Here is an 18,349-nt window from a genome sequence, read left to right as displayed (position 1 = left end):
CGGCATGGGCGGATCAGAAGAAAGCACTATTTTGATCGAGCGGTTGGGCCTGCACGGCGACGGTATAGCAGACGGGCCGATATTTGCCCCGCTTACTCTGCCGGGCGAAACCGTTTCGGGCGTATTGAGCGGGTCCTCCCTGACCAACATCAAAGTGGTCACGCCATCGCCAACCCGCGTTTCGCCGCCCTGCCGTCACTTCAAATCCTGCGGCGGTTGTCAGCTTCAACACGCTGCCGATTCGTTCGTGGAAAGCTGGAAACACGATCTGGTCGTATATGCACTGCATGCGCAGGGTCTCGAAACCGATTTTCGCCCTCTGATAACCTGTGAACCCCATTCGCGCAGACGTGCGACGATCTCCGCGCGTCGAACCAAAAAGGGCGCTATGGCCGGGTTTCACGCCCGCGCCTCTGATGTGATCATCGAAGTTTCGGATTGCAAGTTGCTGCATCCCAAGCTGATGCCAACGCTGTCCATTGCCGAATCCCTTGCACGCATCGGGGCAAGCCGAAGAGGCGAGCTGAGCGTGACGGCCACGCTCTCAAAGGCCGGGCTGGATGTCGCCGTGCAAGGCGGCTTGCCCGCAGACGGCCCGATGCTGGTCAATCTGGCGCAGGAGGCGGGGCGATTCGATCTGGCCCGACTGGCATGGAATGGAGAGATCATTGCGACACACCGTTCGCCCATGCAGAATTTTGGCAAAGCGAGCGTTGTTCCCCCGCCAGGGGCGTTCCTTCAAGCAACACTTTCAGGAGAAGCCGCATTGCTCTCGGCCGTAAGCGAGATCACCGAGGACGCCGCGCGTATTGCCGATCTTTTTGCCGGATGCGGTACCTTTGCTCTGCCGCTGGCGGAACACGCCGAGGTTCATGCGGTTGAGGGTAGTCAGGCGATGATACACGCGCTCGACCAAGGCTGGCGCAAGGCTTTGGGTCTCAAATCTGTCACCAGCGAGGCCCGTGATCTCTTCCGCCGCCCGCTCCTGTCCGACGAATTGGCCAGTTTTGACGCTTGTGTTATCGATCCACCGCGCGCCGGGGCCGAAGCACAGATTACCGAGTTAGCGCAGGCGCATATTGCAAAGGTTGCGTATGTCTCCTGCAATCCGATCACCTTCGCACGCGATGCCAGAACGCTGGTAAATTCGGGCTATGTGCTTGATTGGGTACAGATCGTCGATCAGTTCCGCTGGTCCTCGCATGTTGAATTGGCGGCCAGCTTCACCCTCACATCGGCGTGATTATCAAAAAAGAGCTACTTTGGGCACCGAAATTTCAGTAAGACTGCCGAAAATCAAATCGACGGACAGCGATATGCGTATTTTCCAGATTCTCTTGGCAGTGCTACTTGTCGCCACGGTGGCAGGTTGCAGCAAATTCAAGACCTATAACGGCCCCGAGGTGACCCGAGTTCTGGTCGCCAAGGGCGAGCGGAAAATGCACCTTTTGCACCACGATCAGGTTCTCAAGAGCTATTCGGTCGGTCTCGGTTTTGCGCCCACGGAGCATAAGGCGTTCGAAGGGGATGGACGCACGCCAGAAGGCGAATACCGAATCGACCGACGCAACCCCAACAGCGAATTCCACCTATCGATTGGCATTTCTTATCCCAACAATCAGGATCGCGAATTCGCGCGCTCCATTGGCAAGAGCCCAGGGGGCGATATCTTTATTCACGGCCGTCCTTGGAAGAACCGAAAGGGGGGGCGCGACTGGACAGCAGGTTGCATCGCCGTGACCAATCGGGAAATCGAAGAAATCTATGCGATGGTGCGCGACGGCACGCCAATCACGATCCGTCCCTAGGCAGAAGCATCAGGAACCGATCAGCATCGTCCACCAGATCTTGCCATTGCGCTCCTGAAACCATGCAAAACCCATGTTGGCCGCGCGCTTATCAAGGATGACAGCCCGGGTGTCAGGCTGCTCCATCCACGCACCCAGCGTTTCAAGCTCGGTTTCGTAGGTTTCAGAAATCGTTTCACCCAGCATCGCGCCGGGATAGCCTACGCGGGCAACACGATCGATCGGGGAAGACCCATCAGACCCAAAATGCCACGGGCGGTTTTGCACCGACATATCGCGCGCATGCGTTGCAGCAGCCGCATTTAGCTTGGCATCAAGCTGAATCGCCGGCACGCCAGCCGCCTGGCGCAACGCATTTACAGAATCGAGCACCCGATACTGAATCTTGGCCGTTGATCCTGCCGAAATGCGATAAAGCCGCGGCAATGGCTTGCCGTCGGCCCCCATTTGCGGGGAAGTTGTACTTGTGCAAGCTTGAAGAACCAGCAAAAGAGAGACCAGAACACCGAGAAGTCGCGCCATTTCATACCATCCAATTAAACTTTATATGCCATAACCCGCCCGGCGTTGCCATTCAAACCCACATAAGCGTGAGTCGGCCAATTGACGGAGGTTTGATTTGCGACTGCGGCATTCGAGCCATAATATGCCATAACTCTGGCATTCATGGTCAGCCAAAAGGATGACGAGATGAAAGATTATGGAAAACTCAATCGCCGCGGCTTCCTTGCAAGCGGTGCCGCAATGATTGCAACACCCTCAATCGTGCGGGCTGTCGATAACGACAGTACCACTGAAGTTGAGCGTGACATCAGCGAGACCGTCCGGCGCAATATTTCTAGCTTCCGCTCACTTAGCTGGGAGCCTTACTTTAACAATCTCAACAACGGCGCGGTATTGGTCGACATCACCTCGCGGGCGCTTCACTTCTGGTCGGAAGATCATTCGACCTACAAGCTCTATCCGACGAGCGTTCCACTTACTGAAGATCTGACGCGCCGCGGTCGAACCAGTGTCGTGCGCAAGGTGGTCGGACCCAGCTGGCGTCCGACTCCGGCCATGCGTAAGCGCAACCCGGAATGGCCGGAATTTGTAGGCCCTGGCCCTGACAACCCGCTGGGCACCCATGCAATGTATCTCAGTTGGACCTATTACCGCATTCACGGCACGCATGACACGCGCAAGATTGGCCGTCGATCCTCCAACGGATGCATCGGGCTCTACAACGAACACATCTCTGAACTGTTCGCTATGTGCACCATAGGCACGCAAGTGTTGCTAATTTGACGACATTTTGCGCGCCTCTGCCCTAAGAGCCACAAGTTGGGTTTGCATTCCCCGAATTTTGCTGGTTAGAGAGAGTCACGAGGTAAGTCTTGGGTGCTTGCCGTTGGCCCTATGGGTTTGAGACGGCAAGCGAATTTCTGGAGGATACTATGAAGAAACTCGTTCTCGCTGCTGCTCTGACCGCTGCTGCTTCGACCGCATATGCCGGCTCTATGGCCGACCCTATCATCGAAGCCCCGGTTATCGTGGAAGAAGCTGCTAGCTCGTCTGCTGGCATCATCATTCCGCTGCTGGTTCTGGCGGCAATCGTTGCGGTGGCAATGGACTGATACGTCCAGCTACTGTTAAGTTTGAAAAGGCGGTGGTTTTCCACCGCCTTTTCTTTTGCCTATCTTACGGACGACGCTTCAGATCGCCCAGCCCTTGATATTTTCGGAAATCACATCGGAAAGCACCTGAATATGAGCGGCATCATCGTTCAGGCAGCTGATATAGAGAAAGTCCTTTCCGCCTGCTTCGACAAAGCTGTCGCAGATTTCTTCGTTGATTTCTTCCAGCGTTTCGATGCAATCGGCGGCAAACGCCGGCGCAATCACCGCGATATTGGTCTTACCTTCTTCTTTTGCCAATCGCGCCACCTCTTTCACCGTATAGGGCTGCAACCATTCCTCGCGGCCAAAAACCGACTGAAATGTTGTGGTGATACTCGTGTCGTCCCACCCGAGACGCTCTTTTAGAAGTCGCGTGGTTTTCTGGCACTGGCAATGATAGGGATCGCCTTCCCGAAGATAGCGCTGTGGCATCCCGTGATAGGACACAACGAGCAGTTCAGGTCTGATCTTTGCCCCGTCATAGGCCCGCTCAATCGACTGGGCCAGCGCATCAATATACTTCGGATTCTCAAAATAGGCCGGAACGGTGCGCGCGGAGGGTTGCCACTTTTCTTTCATCAAGGCGCGGAAGAACTGATCATTGGCCGTTGCTGTTGTGGCGCCTGCATACTGCGGATAGAGCGGAAAGAAGAGCAGCCTGGAACACCCCGCTGCCACCATTTCACGCACCTTTGATTCAGTCGAAGGATTACCGTAGCGCATGCAAAAATCGACCATCACACTATCGCCGAAACGACTGTGCATCTCCCTTGCGATTGCAGCCGTCTGCTCTTTGGTGATGGTCAACAACGGGCTTTCACCCTTGTCTTCATTCCAGATCGATTTGTACGCCGCACCGGAGGTAAATGGCCGTTTCGACAGGATAATCAATTGTAAAAGCGGCTGCCACTTCCACACAGGATAGTCGACCACCCGCCGGTCCGAGAGGAATTCGTTCAAATACCGCCGCATCGACCAATAATCATAGCCATCGGGCGTTCCCAGATTGGCAATAAGAATACCTGTCTTCTCAGACGGTAGTGCGGGATGATCTGTCGGCGCATGCGCAACGTCAAAGCCGGGTTTTGTCTCAATAGTCATCCATATTCCCTGTCTGAAGTTGCTTCATGTTGACATAGGGGGTGTAGCGTCCGGGTCAATCCTTCAGCGGGATCTCAAACGCCCCCAACGCATCCGCAAGTCGCGATTTCGCCGATCCGGGGCGCAAAGGCTGCTGCTGGCTGGGGTCTGGCGCCCATCCGGCCAGAAAAATTAATTCGAATGTGGCCTGCACACGGCCATTTTCTTCAGGAAAGGCATCTTGATAAAGGGTTGCGGCGCGTTCAAGAACAGCCCGCTGCGTAAAGCGGCGCGGGCGCGCTACAAGCGCGCTCTGCTCACCCATTGCACTCAGCTCACGCATCAGGTGCCACGCGGACTCATAGCTGGTGTTCAGCGTCAGGCTGTCCGCCACGGGAAGCGCAAACCCCGCCCTTTGCAACAACGCACCCTGATCGCGAATCTCTGCCATCGGCGCAATGCGCGGCGAAAGCCCGCCCGCCACTTCGGCTTCGGCCTGTGCCAGCGCGGCGCGCAACTCATGAAGCGTCTGGCCGCCAAAGCTCACCGCCATGAACAGCCCATCGGGTTTCAGCGCACGCAAGCTTTGAATCAATTGACCAACCGGATCGTTGGCCCAGTGCAACGCCATCGCGTGGATGACAAGATCATGCGCGCCAGGAGTAAGAGCCAGCACGTCGTCATCTTCGACAATCCCCATCCCCGGCATCTCTTCAGCCCAGAAATCGCCATGACCTGTCACAATCACCGGTGCATTAAACGATTTATTAACCATGGAAAGCCGATGCTTGAGTTCATCGGCGGCGATGGTGTGCAGAAACGATTCAAACCGCTTCGCCGCGCGTGCGCGATTGAGGGCGAGGGCCTGACGATCAAACAGGATAGGTGGCTGTGACATGAGCGCGAGAATAGGGGGAGTTCGTTGAAGTTTCAAACGGCGTTAAGGGTTCTTTACCCGTCGCAATGCGTTTCTTGCGGTGAGCGTGTCGAAAGCGATTTTGGCCTATGCGGGCCATGTTGGCGCGACACCCCTTTTATCGAAGGATTATGCTGTGACTCTTGTGGCGTACCACTGCCGGGGGAATCGGATGAAGCAGAGCATTGCGATGCCTGCCGCGCTACTTCACGACCCTGGAGCCGGGGGCGGGCCGCTTTTGTTTACAGAGACAATGGTCGCAGACTGATCCTCGCTCTGAAACACGGCGATCGGCATGATATTGTCCAACCTGCGAGTATTTGGCTGGCGCGGGCGGCGCAGCCCTTGTTGAGCGAAAACACTCTGATTGCGCCTATTCCGCTTCATTGGACCCGGCTCTTGAAGCGTAAATTCAACCAATCAGCGCTGCTGGGACGCGCTCTGGCGCGACGCGTAAAAGCTGCTTATTGCCCTGACCTTCTAATCCGCCGGGTTCGAACTGAAAGCCTTGGAGGAAAGAGCTTTGACGCCCGCTTCAGCACGCTTAGCGGAGCCATAAGCGCCCACCCGAAGCGCCGCCACCACATGGTTGGGCAGCACGTTCTGTTGGTTGATGACGTGTTGACATCGGGCGCCACCATGGCCGGCGCCGCCGAGGCCTGTCTGGCCGCTGGGGCACGTGACGTTTCGGCGCTGACACTGGCGCGCGTTGCAAAGGGTGATTAAATCCGAGACAAGGAACTGATTGTCGAGGACCAATGCCATGAAAACGATAGAAATCTACACCTCTCCGCTGTGCGGATTCTGCCACGCCGCCAAACGGCTTTTGAAAGAAAAAGACGCTGAATTCACCGAGTTCAACATCTTGGAAAATCCTGCGCACAAACCCGAAATGATGCAGCGCGCCAATGGCCGCCACACGGTACCGCAAATCTTTGTCGGCGACATTCATGTCGGCGGCTGCGATGAACTCTATGCATTGGAGCGGGCCGGCAAACTGGACGCGCTGCTGGAGGGCTGAGTCATGCTGCGCGCCGCACTGATCCAGATGACGTCCGGGGAAGACCCCGAGGAAAACCTGGCCAATACGCTCTCTTATCTGCGTGAGGCCAAGGCGGGTGGCGCCAGCTTTGCGCTGACGCCCGAGGTGACAAACTGTGTGTCTGGCAGTCGCAGCCATCAGCAAAGCATATTGCATCTTGAAGCGGACGATCCGACGCTCACCGCGATACGCTCCGAGGCGCGTAAGCTTGAAATCTGGATATTGATCGGCTCACTGGCGCTTTTGACCGGTGATGAGGATGGGCGCTTTGCGAACCGGTCTTTCCTGATCTCGCCGCAGGGCGATATCGTGGCGCGGTACGACAAGATTCATATGTTCGATGTCGACGTTTCAGAAACCGAAAGCTATCGCGAATCTGCCCATTTCCGCCCGGGAAAGACGGCTGTGACTGGGAAAACCGACTTTGGCACCATCGGATTGACCGTCTGTTATGACCTGCGATTTGCCCATCTGCACAGGGCGCTGGCGCAGGCCGGGGCCGAGATTCTGACCGTTCCGGCGGCTTTTTCAGCGGTGACGGGTGCGGCGCATTGGGAGCCGTTGTTGCGCGCGCGCGCAATCGAGACCGGCTGTTTCGTGCTCGCTCCGGCGCAGACAGGGGTGCATTATGTCAACAACGGGAACGAGCGGCGCACCTATGGCCATTCGCTGGCTGTGGCGCCCTGGGGCGAAGTTCTGGCCGATGCGGGGCTAGGTTGTGGCGTAACGTTTGTTGATCTCGATTTGGATGAAGTTGCTCGTTCAAGGAAGAGAATCCCGTCTCTCGGTCATGATCGAAGCTTTGATGGGCCGACCACATGACCGACCCGAACAATGCCCTTGCCGTCGCGCTGTTCAGCGAAATTCTGACCGCAGACCAACTGGCCCGCAACCGGTTATCGAAAGTCTTGCCGAAGGGTATGGAGATTTCGCATTTCTCGGTGCTCAACCACCTCGCGCATAGCGGCGAAGAACGCTCGCCCGCTCAGTTGGCAAAAAGCTTTCATGTGACCCGCGGCGCGATGACCAATACGCTGAGCAAGCTGGAATGGGCGGGATACATTCATATTCGCCCGGATTGGGAAGATGCGCGACGCAAGATGGTTGCGATCAGCCCGGCAGGACGTCAGGCGCGCGATGCTGCCCTGGCTGCGATCGAGCCGATATTGAGCGAACTTGTGACCGATCTGGGAGAGGTGAAGGTACGCGCGGCATTGCCAATTCTGCGCGAATTGCGGCTCAAACTTGAAGCGGACTAACCCGAAACTTTACTTGCCGTGACGTAATTTACACTTAAGTCACGGTCGGAAATCGTCCAGCGCCAACTGATCGGGTTGAACATGAATCCCTTACTGTCCACCGGGTCGAGCCCTGCTTTCTTGAGCAACGCAAAAAGCTCTTCTGGGGTAATAAATTTGGACCACTCATGCGTGCCCTTGGGCAGCCAGCGCATCACGTATTCGGCGCCGACAATGGCCATGGCAAAGCTTTTCGGATTGCGATTGAGAGTCGAGCAAATGTGAAGTCCGTCGGGCTTCAGAAGCTTGCGGCAGGCCGTGAGATAGGCCAGCGGATCGGCCACATGTTCGACCACCTCCATGTTGAGCACAACATCAAACGTTTCGTCCGCAGCGGCCAGCGCTTCGGCCGTGGTGTGACGATAATCAATCTCAAGGCCCGATTGTTCGGCGTGGATACGGGCGACAGGAAGGTTGCCTTCGGCAGCATCCGCCCCGATTACTTCGGCCCCCAGCCGTGCCATCGGCTCGCTGAGCAAGCCGCCGCCACAGCCGATGTCGAGAAGCCGCAAGCCTTTGAAAGGTTGCGGGTTTTCTAGATTGCGCTCGAACTCTTCGGCAATCTGTGTGGTGATATAGTCGAGCCGACACGGGTTCATCAGGTGCAGCGGCTTGAACTTGCCGTTGGGATCCCACCATTCGGCTGCCATGGCTTCGAACTTGGCGACTTCTGCGGGATCGACCGTGCTTTCGGCGGGTTGCATTCTGCTCTCCATATGCTCAACTAAGCGTGCTCTTCCCATATAGGCAGGATAACACAGGCTCGCCATGGACAAATTCACAGGCCCCCGAAGCGCGGCGGATTACCTCTATCCGCAGATCGAGCCGTTTGATCGCCGCATATTGGATGTGGGCGACGGGCATCAGGTTTACATGGAGCAATCGGGCAACCCAAATGGCAAACCCGTGGTCGTGTTGCATGGTGGTCCGGGCGGCGGATGCAGCCCGGCGATGCGGCGTTACTTCGAGCCGTCGTATTACCGCGTGATCCTGTTCGATCAGCGCGGCTGTGGTCGATCAAAGCCCCATGCAAGCGTCGAAGACAACACCACATGGCATCTTGTCCGTGATATCGAAACTATTCGCAAAACCTTAACAATAGACAAATGGACGGTTTTTGGCGGTTCTTGGGGGGCGACTCTGGCGTTGATTTATGCCGAAACGCATCCTGAATCGGTGGAGCGGCTGGTACTGCGCGGCGTGTTTCTTGGCACGCAGAGCGAACTTGATTGGTTCTATGGCGGTGGGGCCGGAAGGTTCTGGCCCGAGACTTGGGAAAGGTTTGTCGGGTTGATCCCGGAACGGGAACACGGTGATCTTATCGCGGCCTATCACAAGCGGCTGTTTTCCGGCGACAGGGCACAGGAAACCCTGTTTGCGAAAGCCTGGGCGCGCTGGGAAAATGCTTTGGCATCAGTGCGTTCCAGTGGGGATGGCGGCGATGCGGGGGGGGAATATGCGCGGGCGTTTGCGCGGCTTGAAAACCACTATTTCACCCATAAGGTCTTTCTTGATCGCGACCAGCAAATCATGGATCGGCTGGACAGAATTGCCGGTATTCCGGGTGTGATCGTGCAGGGACGCTATGACATGATCTGCCCGCCAGAAACCGCCTATCAGCTTGCGAACAAATGGAAAAATGCCGATCTTCGGATGATTCCAATCGCCGGGCACGCGCTGTCTGAGCCCGGTATCAGCGCCGAGCTGCGCCGGGTTATGGACGAACAGGCGGGGCTGTGAGAACGCTGCGTTAAGGTTTGGCGGAAATCGGCAAAATCAGGGGGGTGACTCGCGGCTGCTACCCGTCTGCTGCACGGCTGCCGACGGAATCGCCCGCGTGAATTAACCTTTGAGCACCGAATCGCGCAACGCACGATGAAAAGTGAACCACGGATTAACGTGTGGCTGGGCGCCTTGTTGAGCCGCGTTAATCTAAGATGCGCTCGGCTCTTGCAGACTCGGCCCGACTTGCGTATATCCCCTTCAACAGCGGCGCGCTGGGGTCCAAACCTGACGCTCCACCGGGAAATATCGACGGGCCGCGCGCCCGTTTTTTTGTGCTTGGAATATGAATGACTGACCTGATTGCCAAAACCGCGATGGATCGCAAAATGGCCAAGATCGTGACCCCCGTCCTTGAGGACATGGGGTTCGAATTGGTGCGCCTGCGGTTGATGGGCGGCGAAAACAAAACGCTTCAGGTCATGGCCGAGCGGCCCGACGGCACCATTGAAGTGAACGAATGCGGCGATATTTCCAGCGCTCTGAGCGCCGTTCTGGATGTCGAAGATCCGCTGGCCGATCCTTATACGTTGGAAGTTTCAAGCCCGGGGATCGATCGCCCGCTGACGCGACTCAAGGACTTTGACGTGTTCGAAGGCTATGACGCCAAGCTGGAAACGGACGAATTGATCGACGGGCGCAAGCGGTTCAAGGGCGTGCTGGCCGGGGTTGAGGGCGATGAAGTGCTGATCAACATCCGCCAAGACGACGAAACCGTAACCGTGGGCTTGAAATTCGACTGGCTGGCCGAGGCCAAGCTGGTGCTGACCGATGAGTTGATCAAAGCCATGCTGAAGGCGCGCAAGAGTGCGGGCCCGCAGGATGAAACGAAATTTGACGAGTTTGAAACCGAGACTGAAACCGAGAACGGTTCTTCCGAGGAGACTTAAGAATGGCAATTACCTCTGCAAACCAGTTGGAGCTGTTGCAAACAGCCGAAGCTGTGGCACGCGAGAAGATGATCGACCCGGTTTTGGTGATCGAAGCGATGGAAGAGAGCCTCGCGCGCGCTGCCAAGAGCCGTTACGGCGCCGAAATGGACATTCGTGTGCATATCGACCGCAAGACCGGTCGGGCGACCTTTACCCGGGTGCGCACCGTGGTGGCGGAAGAAGAGCTGGAGAATTATCAGGCCGAATTCACCGTTGAGCAGGCCAAACAGTATCTCGAAGACCCCAAGGTCGGTGATACGCTGGTTGAGGAAGTGCCGCCGGTCGAAATGGGCCGGATCGCGGCACAGAGCGCCAAGCAGGTGATCTTGCAAAAGGTGCGCGAAGCCGAGCGCGACCGTCAGTACGAAGAATTCAAAGACCGCGCCGGCACGATCATCAATGGTCAGGTCAAGCGCGAGGAATATGGCAACGTCATCGTCGATGTGGGCCGCGGCGAAGCCATCCTGCGCCGTAACGAAAAGATTGGCCGCGAAGCCTATCGCCCGAATGATCGTATCCGCTGCTTTATCAAGGATGTACGTCGCGAAGCACGTGGGCCGCAGATTTTCCTGAGCCGCACCGCGCCGGAATTCATGGCCGAGCTGTTCAAGATGGAAGTGCCGGAAATCTATGATGGCATCATCGAAATCAAGGCCGTTGCCCGTGATCCGGGTTCGCGCGCCAAGATCGCCGTGATTTCCTATGATGGCGGGATTGATCCTGTCGGTGCTTGCGTTGGTATGCGCGGCAGCCGGGTTCAAGCGGTTGTGAATGAGCTTCAGGGTGAAAAGATCGACATCATTCCGTGGAATGAAGATATCCCGACCTTCCTTGTCAACGCATTGCAACCGGCGGAAGTGAGCAAGGTTGTTTTCGATGAAGAAGCCGAACGCATTGAAGTGGTGGTGCCGGAAGAGCAACTGTCGCTGGCGATTGGTCGACGCGGGCAGAACGTGCGGCTGGCAAGCCAGCTTACCGGGCTCGATATTGACATCATGACCGAAGAAGAAGAATCGGCGCGTCGTCAGAAAGAATTCGAAACACGCACCAAACTCTTCATGGATACCCTTGATCTGGACGAGTTCTTTGCCCAACTTCTGGTGGCAGAGGGCTTTACCAGCCTTGAAGAGGTTGGATACGTCGAGGTTGACGAACTGTTGGTGATCGACGGTGTTGACGACGACACCGCATCTGAACTTCAGGCGCGGGCGCGCGATTATCTCGAAGCCGAAGCCAAGGCCGCTTTGGAGCGGGCGCGGGAACTGGGTGTCGAGGACAGCCTGATCAACTTTGAAGGTCTGACGCCGAAGATGATCGAAGCGCTGGCGGCGGACGGGGTGAAAACCCTGGAAGATTTCGCCACCTGCGCCGATTGGGAACTGGCCGGGGGCTGGACCACCGTTGAAGGTGAGCGGGTCAAGGACGACGGGCTTCTGGAGCCTTTTGATGTGAGCCTGGAAGAAGCGCAGGACATGGTAATGACCGCGCGCGTTCTGCTGGGTTGGGTTGATCCGACCGAACTTGAAGCGAACGACGAAGACGAAGACACGTTGGAAACCGCAGACGAGGAGGCCGAGGCCTGATCGTAGGTCTCGGGAGAGCCTGAATATGGGGCGTGGTGGCCAATCCAAGAGCCGGGACGACGGCGAAGTGCGCAAATGCATTGCGACGGGCGAGCTTTTGCCGAAGGCAGAGCTGATCCGATTTGTCGTCGGGCCGGATGGGACGATTGTTCCCGATATCCTGCGCAAGCTGCCCGGGCGTGGCATCTGGGTGAGCGCGACAAAGACGGCTCTGGAAAAGGCGGCGTCCAAGGGGCTTTTCGCCCGCGCGGCGAAACAGCCGGTGACTGTGCCCGATGATCTGGTCACGCGGGTCGAGGCGCAGGTGGCACAGCGTTTGATCGACCTCATTGCGCTGGCGCGCAAGTCGGGCTTGGCGGTTGCTGGTTTTGAGAAGGTCAAGGATCGGCTCAACAAGGAGGACGTCAAAGTCCTCCTGCAATCGAGCGACGGTTCGGAGCGCGGCAAGTCCAAGCTCTGGACGCCCGAAGGGGCAAGATATGTGGGCTGGCTTACCACCGGGGAGCTGGGTCAGGCGTTTGGACGAGAAACCGTCGTTCACGCTGCCATAGGCGCTGGAGGTTTGGCGCCACGTGTTGTAGAGGAAGCGGCAAGATTGAAAGGTCTGCGCGTTTCCGAAGGCGGGCAAGCCCGCCGGAAAGGATAAAGATAGCCATAATGAGCGATAACGACGGCAAAAAGACATTGGGCCTCAGAGGAGGCGGCGCCCGCCCCGGCAACGTGAAGCAAAGCTTCAGCCACGGGCGGACGAAGAATGTCGTGGTGGAAACGAAGCGCAAGCGCGTTGTCGTACCAAAGCCGGGTGCCGCCAAGCCAACCGGAGCATCGGTTACGGCAAAGCTCGCTAAGGGTGGTGATCCCTCGAAGCGGCCCGCAGGCATTACCGATGCCGAGCTGGAACGCCGGATGAAAGCGCTGGCTGCGGCCAAGGCACGCGAGGCCGAAGAGGCCCTTGCACGCGCCGCCGATGAAAAGGCCCGCGAGGAAGAACGCGACCGCCGCCGCGAGGAAGCCGAAGCGAAAGAGCGCGAAGAACGCGAGCGCGAAGAAGCGCTTAAGGCCAAGGCCGACGAGGAAGAGCGCGCCAAGCGCGAGGCCGAGGAAGCCGCAAAGCGTGCCGCTGCTGCAGCTGCCGCACCGGCGGACGAGCCTGCCGCACCGCGCGCAGCCGCTAAGCCCGCAACCAAACAGCCGGAACGCCGCGCCCCCGAGCGCGAAGAACGCAATCGCAAGGCACGCACCGACGATGGCGGTCGCCGTTCCGGTAAGCTGACGCTCAATCAGGCGCTGACTGGTGGCGAAGGTGGACGGCAACGTTCGATGGCCGCAATGAAGCGCAAGCAAGAACGCGCCCGCCAGAAGGCGATGGGCGGTAATGTTGAGCGCGAAAAGATTGTACGTGAGGTCAAGCTGCCGGAAGCCATTGTGGTTTCCGAACTGGCCAACCGCATGGCCGAGCGCGTGGCCGAAGTGGTCAAATCGCTGATGAACATGGGTATGATGGTGACGCAGAATCAGACCATTGATGCTGATACTGCCGAACTGATCATCGAAGAGTTTGGCCATAAATCCGTGCGCGTTTCTGATTCGGATGTGGAGGATGTGCTCCAAGTCGAAGATGATGACGAAAACAAGATGAAGCCACGCCCACCGGTCATCACCGTGATGGGCCACGTCGACCACGGCAAGACCTCGATTCTGGATGCGATCCGCAATGCCAAGGTTCAGACCGGTGAAGCAGGCGGAATCACCCAGCATATCGGCGCCTATCAGGTGACCACCGACGACGGCGCGGTTTTGTCCTTCCTCGACACGCCAGGCCATGCCGCCTTTACCTCGATGCGTTCGCGTGGGGCGCAGGTAACTGATATCGTCGTGCTGGTTGTGGCCGCCGATGATGCGGTCATGCCGCAGACCATTGAAGCGATTCACCACGCCAAGGCCGCCGAAGTGCCGATGATCGTGGCGATCAACAAATGCGATCTGCCTGCTGCCGATCCCGACAAGGTGCGTAGCGAATTGCTGCGTCATGAAGTGATTGTCGAGAAGATGTCTGGCGAGGTGCAAGATGTGGAGGTCAGTGCGCACACTGGCGAGGGGCTTGACCAACTTCTGGAAGCGATTGCGTTGCAGGCCGAAATTCTTGAACTGAAAGCGAACCCGGATCGCGCCGCCGAAGGTGCCGTGATCGAAGCGCAGCTGGATGTGGGTCGCGGCCCCGTGGCCACCGTTCTGGTTCAGCGAGGCACGTTGCGTCAAGGCGATATCTTTGTCGTAGGCGAGCAATATGGCCGCGTGCGCGCCATGGTCAACGACAAGGGCGATCGGGTGGACGAAGCCGGGCCTTCGATGCCTGTTGAGGTGCTTGGTTTGAATGGCACACCCGAAGCAGGTGACGTTCTGAACGTGGTCGACACCGAAGCGCAGGCGCGCGAAATCGCGGAATACCGCGCAAGTGCCGCCAAGGACAAACGCGCCGCAGTTGGTGCCGCCACGACGCTGGAACAGCTGATGGCAAACGCCAAGGCCGACAAGAACGTCAGCGAACTTCCCATCGTGGTGAAGGCAGACGTGCAGGGCTCGGCCGAAGCAATCGTTCAGGTGATGGAAAAGATCGGCAACGACGAGGTGCGCGTGCGCGTGCTGCATTCGGGCGTTGGCGCCATCACCGAAAGCGACATTGGCTTGGCGGAAGCATCGGGCGCACCTGTCATTGGCTTCAACGTGCGGGCCAATGCGCCAGCACGGCAGTCGGCCAACCAGAAGGGTGTGGAGATTCGCTATTACAGCGTGATCTATGATCTGGTGGACGATGTGAAAGCCGCTGCATCGGGCTTGCTGTCTGCCGAGATCCGCGAAACCTTCATCGGTTATGCGACGATCAAGGAAGTGTTCAAGGTCACGGGTGTCGGCAAGGTTGCCGGGTGTCTTGTGACTGAAGGTGTGGCGCGTCGTTCGGCGGGTGTGCGGCTTCTGCGCGATGACGTGGTGATCCATGAAGGCACACTGAAAACCTTGAAACGCTTCAAAGACGAAGTTGCCGAAGTTCAGTCCGGTCAGGAATGTGGCATGGCCTTCGAGAAATACGACGACATTCGCCCTGATGACGTGATCGAGATTTTCGAACGCGAAGAGGTCGAACGCCAGCTCGATTGAGCCAGGCCGTTATGGAAAGTGTAGGAAGGGAGCTGCGAAAGCGGCTCCCTTTTCTCGTTTTGGATGCTTGTTTGATTGGGTGCGCGGAGACTCAGGCTGCTTTGTTGACCGGCTTGCCGACAAAAAGCTGTTGCCCAACGCGCACCTGAACCCGGCCATCGGGCAAGGTCTTCACAAATATCCCCTGAACAGAAACGCAAGATCCCATTTGGATTGTGTGAAGCAAAGCAAATCCTCCCCAAGATGGCTTGATGGGTACATCTGGCCACAGAATCCTGAAAAAATCACCAAAATTTTCTAAAATTTTTATGACAATCTTGGAGCCGATTTAGTCAGATTGGTGAGCTTGGATCCCATATAGGCGAAAATGGGGGCTGCTTTGGCATCGGTTCGTCATCAAAGCCAATCGCGCAGAATCGGTATCAGCGGGATGTCGGCAGGCGGCATTGGATAGTCGCGCAAGGCATTGGGGCGGACCCATTTCAGCACCTGGCCTTCGCGGGCCTGGGGAATTCCCTCCCATTTTCGGCAAGCAAAAAGCGGCATCAGCAGATGGAAATCAGCGTAGCTATGTGAAGCGAACGTCAGGGGGGCGAGACAGGAGGCCCATGTGTCGATGCCCAACTCCTCCTGCAACTCGCGGATCAGGGCGGATTCAGGGGTTTCACCCGGTTCGATCTTGCCGCCGGGAAATTCCCAAAGGCCGGCCATGGATTTGCCGGCGGGGCGTTGGGCGAGAAGCACGCGACCGTCACGATCAATCAGCGCGACGGCGGAGACAAGGAGGGTTTTCATGAGCGTTGCGCCTGGTTTTGCTGTCGAAAGGAGTGGGGGCCAACCCCCACACCCCCGGGATATTTTCACTCAGAAGAAGAGGCTCAGGAACGGTAATCGGCGTTGATGTCGATGTAGCCATGGGTCAAATCACAGGTCCATACGGTGGCAGCACCGGACCCGAGGCCGAGATCGACGCCAATGACGATATCCTGCTTTTTCATAATGGCGGCGGCGTCTTCTTCGCGATAACTAGGCGAGACCCAGCCGTTTTCTGCGACGAGGATATCACCAAAGCGGATGCTGAGACGGTCGCGATCGGCTGCGGCGCCGGATTTACCGATGGCCATGACGATGCGGCCCCAGTTCGGATCTTCTCCGGCGATGGCGGTTTTGACCAGAGGCGAATTGGCGATCGCCATGGCATGGGTGCGGGCATCGCCGTCATTCGTGGCTCCGGTGATGCGGATCTCGACGAATTTCGTCGCACCTTCGCCGTCGCGCACCACCTGATGCGCAAGATCGAGCATGACCCCATGCAGGGCTGCACGGAATTCTCGGTCGTCTGCGTCGATCTCGACATTGCTGGCGCCGGTGGCGGCCAGCAGTAGGGTGTCGGAGGTCGAGGTATCGCTATCGACGGTGATGGCGTTGAATGTGGTGTCGGTGAATTCAGACAGCATGGATTGTAGGGCGGGCTGCGCGATGCGCGCATCGGTGAAGATATAGACCAGCATGGTGGCCATGTCGGGGGCAATCATGCCAGAACCCTTGGCGATGCCCGAGATGCGCACCGTTTTGCCATCACGCTCGAATGCGGCGGTTGCCCCTTTGGGGAAGGTATCGGTTGTCATGATCGCATTTGCGGCGGCTTCGATGGCCGACGGGGACAGCGCGGCTTTCAGGTCGCTCAGCTTGGCGGTGATTCTCTCATAGGCGAGTCTTTCGCCGATCACGCCGGTGGAGGAGGAGAACACCCGCCCTTCGGGCACACCCAGCGTGTCGGCCACGCCAGCGGTGATTGCCTTGACCGCTGCTTCACCGTCTTTTCCGGTGAAGGCGTTGGAATTGCCGGAATTGACGATGATCGCCGCGCCCTGGGCCGGGTCGCCGCCGATCTTCGCCTGACAATCGAGCACACAGGCCGAGCGCGTCGCCGAGCGGGTAAAGACGCCCGCTACGGCGCTGCCTGCTGCCAGCTGGGCCAACATCACATCAGTGCGACCGGCGTAGCGCACGCCCGCCGCGATAGTGGCAAACGATACGCCGTCGATCTCGGGCAACACAGGAAAGTTTGCCGGGGCGAGCGGCGAACGCTTGGTGATTTTGGCCAAGGGTCAATTCTCCAGAAGAGAGGTGTCTTTCAGAATGGCGGGATCAAAGCCGGTTTCGCCGGTGCGGTCAATCTCTGCCGCGTCGCTAAGCGCGGCGATGCGATCTTCGACCATCTGATTTTGCAGATCCGCCACGATCTGATCACGCACGGCATCAAGCGCGGGAGCCTGCGCCAGGCGGGTTTCAAAAAGCTTGATCACGTGCCAGCCGAAATCGGTTTTGACCGGCGGCGATACTGCGTCAACTTCGAGTGCGGTGACGGCATTTTCAAACTCGGGCACCATGCGGCCAGTACCGAACCAGCCCAGATCCCCGCCCGAAGGGCCGGAAGGTCCGGTGGAATGCTCTTTAGCAAGCGTCGCGAAATCGGCACCGCCGTTCAGTTCTTCTACCAGAGCCTGCGCCGCTTCTTCGGTTTCGACAAGAATGTGCGACGCGCGGTATTCCTTGGAGGGCGTTTCAGCGGCATATTTCTCTTCATAGGCCTTGTTGATGGCATCCTCGGTCACTTCGCCTGCCAGAATGCCCTGAACCGCTTCGGCCGCCATCAGTGAGCGGCGTTGATTGTCCAATGCCAGTTCGACGCGTTTGGGCAGGCCGCCTTCCTGAGATTGCTCTAGCAGGGTTTGATGCACGAGTTGATCCACGATGCCTTTGAAAAGCACGTCCCCCGGAAGGTCGCGATATTGCTGAGGCAGATCATTATGCACCAGCAATATATGCCCCAAAGTGATGTTGGTGCCATTGACGGTGGCCACAACCGTATCGAGACCAGGCGCCTCGTCAGCCACGGCCGGTGGTGCAAAAGAGAGCAGAGCCACAAGTGGCACGGCCAGGAAAGAGAGACGTTTTGACATCGGAATTACCCTTCGCTGCTGTCGCCCAAGGCGCGCGACGTTGACACTGCCAGAGCCGACCCTTACATCGCCTTAAGATCAAGGCAATTGAGCTCTGGAACGCCCGTTTTATGGCGCGTGCAATTTGG

20 protein-coding genes are annotated in these 18,349 nt (G+C 57.8%); 13 read left to right on the top strand and 7 right to left on the bottom strand.

Going from position 1 to position 18,349, the window contains the following annotated elements; translation table 11 throughout:
* The first annotated feature begins 4 nt into the window (after positions 1-4).
* Complete coding sequence (locus tag LZG00_12205; protein ID MCF3594758.1) at positions 5-1,243, top strand: class I SAM-dependent RNA methyltransferase; 1,239 nt, start codon at positions 5-7, stop codon at positions 1,241-1,243.
* A gap of 73 nt (positions 1,244-1,316) precedes the next feature.
* The gene (locus LZG00_12200) at positions 1,317-1,808 is read left to right on the top strand and encodes a L,D-transpeptidase family protein (protein MCF3594757.1); all 492 of its coding nucleotides are present in this window, start codon (positions 1,317-1,319) and stop codon (positions 1,806-1,808) included.
* Positions 1,809-1,817: 9 nt separating this feature from the next.
* On the opposite strand, the gene LZG00_12195 is transcribed toward LZG00_12200, so the two are convergent.
* On the bottom strand, positions 1,818-2,330 hold the full coding sequence (locus LZG00_12195; GenBank protein MCF3594756.1) for a CAP domain-containing protein: 513 nt from the start codon (positions 2,328-2,330) through the stop codon (positions 1,818-1,820).
* Between the two features lie 168 nt (positions 2,331-2,498).
* Between LZG00_12195 and LZG00_12190 the strand changes: the two genes are divergently transcribed.
* Together LZG00_12190 and LZG00_12185 are read left to right on the top strand one after the other, a co-directional pair.
* Positions 2,499-3,095: a L,D-transpeptidase gene (locus LZG00_12190; protein MCF3594755.1), complete on the top strand. Its 597-nt coding sequence runs from the start codon at positions 2,499-2,501 to the stop codon at positions 3,093-3,095.
* 149 nt (positions 3,096-3,244) lie between these two features.
* Positions 3,245-3,424 (top strand): hypothetical protein, encoded by a 180-nt coding sequence (locus LZG00_12185; protein MCF3594754.1) that lies wholly within the window; start codon positions 3,245-3,247, stop codon positions 3,422-3,424.
* A 78-nt stretch (positions 3,425-3,502) separates the two neighbouring features.
* On the opposite strand, the gene hemH is transcribed toward LZG00_12185, so the two are convergent.
* Positions 3,503-4,567 (bottom strand): ferrochelatase, encoded by a 1,065-nt coding sequence (hemH, locus tag LZG00_12180; protein MCF3594753.1) that lies wholly within the window; start codon positions 4,565-4,567, stop codon positions 3,503-3,505.
* Positions 4,568-4,622: 55 nt separating this feature from the next.
* Positions 4,623-5,444 carry an SAM-dependent methyltransferase gene (locus LZG00_12175; GenBank protein ID MCF3594752.1) on the bottom strand — a complete coding sequence of 274 codons (822 nt, stop codon included), beginning with the start codon at positions 5,442-5,444 and terminating at the stop codon, positions 4,623-4,625.
* Between the two features lie 24 nt (positions 5,445-5,468).
* On the opposite strand from LZG00_12175, the gene LZG00_12170 reads away from it, so the two are divergent.
* From LZG00_12170 to LZG00_12155, 4 genes are read left to right on the top strand one after another with little or no spacing between them, the layout of a single operon-like run.
* Positions 5,469-6,188 (top strand): ComF family protein, encoded by a 720-nt coding sequence (locus tag LZG00_12170; GenBank protein MCF3594751.1) that lies wholly within the window; start codon positions 5,469-5,471, stop codon positions 6,186-6,188.
* 37 nt (positions 6,189-6,225) lie between these two features.
* Entirely contained in the window at positions 6,226-6,483 is a 258-nt protein-coding gene (grxC, locus tag LZG00_12165; GenBank protein MCF3594750.1) for a glutaredoxin 3, read from the top strand.
* A gap of 6 nt (positions 6,484-6,489) precedes the next feature.
* A complete protein-coding gene (locus LZG00_12160) occupies positions 6,490-7,326 on the top strand; it encodes a carbon-nitrogen hydrolase family protein (GenBank protein MCF3594749.1) in 837 nt (278 codons plus the stop codon).
* Positions 7,323-7,763: a MarR family transcriptional regulator gene (locus LZG00_12155; protein MCF3594748.1), complete on the top strand. Its 441-nt coding sequence runs from the start codon at positions 7,323-7,325 to the stop codon at positions 7,761-7,763. Before LZG00_12160 ends, LZG00_12155 begins: the two co-directional genes overlap by 4 nt.
* Here the strand turns inward: LZG00_12155 and ubiG are convergent.
* Positions 7,760-8,506 carry a bifunctional 2-polyprenyl-6-hydroxyphenol methylase/3-demethylubiquinol 3-O-methyltransferase UbiG gene (gene ubiG / locus LZG00_12150; GenBank protein MCF3594747.1) on the bottom strand — a complete coding sequence of 249 codons (747 nt, stop codon included), beginning with the start codon at positions 8,504-8,506 and terminating at the stop codon, positions 7,760-7,762. The genes LZG00_12155 and ubiG overlap by 4 nt on opposite strands.
* A gap of 64 nt (positions 8,507-8,570) precedes the next feature.
* Here ubiG and pip point away from each other — a divergent pair, with 64 nt between their 5' ends.
* The 5 genes from pip to infB all read left to right on the top strand — a co-directional run bounded on the left by pip (position 8,571) and on the right by infB (position 15,255).
* The gene (pip, locus tag LZG00_12145) at positions 8,571-9,542 is read left to right on the top strand and encodes a prolyl aminopeptidase (protein ID MCF3594746.1); all 972 of its coding nucleotides are present in this window, start codon (positions 8,571-8,573) and stop codon (positions 9,540-9,542) included.
* Between the two features lie 332 nt (positions 9,543-9,874).
* On the top strand, positions 9,875-10,474 hold the full coding sequence (gene rimP, locus LZG00_12140; protein MCF3594745.1) for a ribosome maturation factor RimP: 600 nt from the start codon (positions 9,875-9,877) through the stop codon (positions 10,472-10,474).
* A 2-nt stretch (positions 10,475-10,476) separates the two neighbouring features.
* Positions 10,477-12,099, top strand: coding sequence for a transcription termination factor NusA (nusA, locus tag LZG00_12135; GenBank protein ID MCF3594744.1), 1,623 nt, complete (start codon positions 10,477-10,479; stop codon positions 12,097-12,099).
* Between the two features lie 25 nt (positions 12,100-12,124).
* On the top strand, positions 12,125-12,745 hold the full coding sequence (locus LZG00_12130; protein ID MCF3594743.1) for an RNA-binding protein: 621 nt from the start codon (positions 12,125-12,127) through the stop codon (positions 12,743-12,745).
* An 11-nt stretch (positions 12,746-12,756) separates the two neighbouring features.
* Positions 12,757-15,255, top strand: a complete 2,499-nt coding sequence (gene infB, locus LZG00_12125) for a translation initiation factor IF-2 (GenBank protein MCF3594742.1) — start codon at positions 12,757-12,759, stop codon at positions 15,253-15,255.
* A 396-nt stretch (positions 15,256-15,651) separates the two neighbouring features.
* On the opposite strand, the gene mutT is transcribed toward infB, so the two are convergent.
* The 3 genes from mutT to LZG00_12110 all read right to left on the bottom strand — a co-directional run bounded on the left by mutT (position 15,652) and on the right by LZG00_12110 (position 18,221).
* Positions 15,652-16,050, bottom strand: a complete 399-nt coding sequence (gene mutT / locus LZG00_12120; protein MCF3594741.1) for an 8-oxo-dGTP diphosphatase MutT — start codon at positions 16,048-16,050, stop codon at positions 15,652-15,654.
* Between the two features lie 83 nt (positions 16,051-16,133).
* Positions 16,134-17,363, bottom strand: coding sequence for a bifunctional glutamate N-acetyltransferase/amino-acid acetyltransferase ArgJ (argJ, locus tag LZG00_12115; GenBank protein ID MCF3594740.1), 1,230 nt, complete (start codon positions 17,361-17,363; stop codon positions 16,134-16,136).
* Between the two features lie 3 nt (positions 17,364-17,366).
* Positions 17,367-18,221 carry a peptidylprolyl isomerase gene (locus LZG00_12110; GenBank protein ID MCF3594739.1) on the bottom strand — a complete coding sequence of 285 codons (855 nt, stop codon included), beginning with the start codon at positions 18,219-18,221 and terminating at the stop codon, positions 17,367-17,369.
* Positions 18,222-18,349 lie beyond the last annotated feature (128 nt).

The sequence above is a fragment of the Rhodobacteraceae bacterium LMO-JJ12 genome (genome assembly GCA_021555075.1).
In the GTDB taxonomy this organism is placed as follows: domain Bacteria; phylum Pseudomonadota; class Alphaproteobacteria; order Rhodobacterales; family Rhodobacteraceae; genus JAKGBX01.
This window is presented reverse-complemented; position numbering and strand designations above follow the sequence as displayed.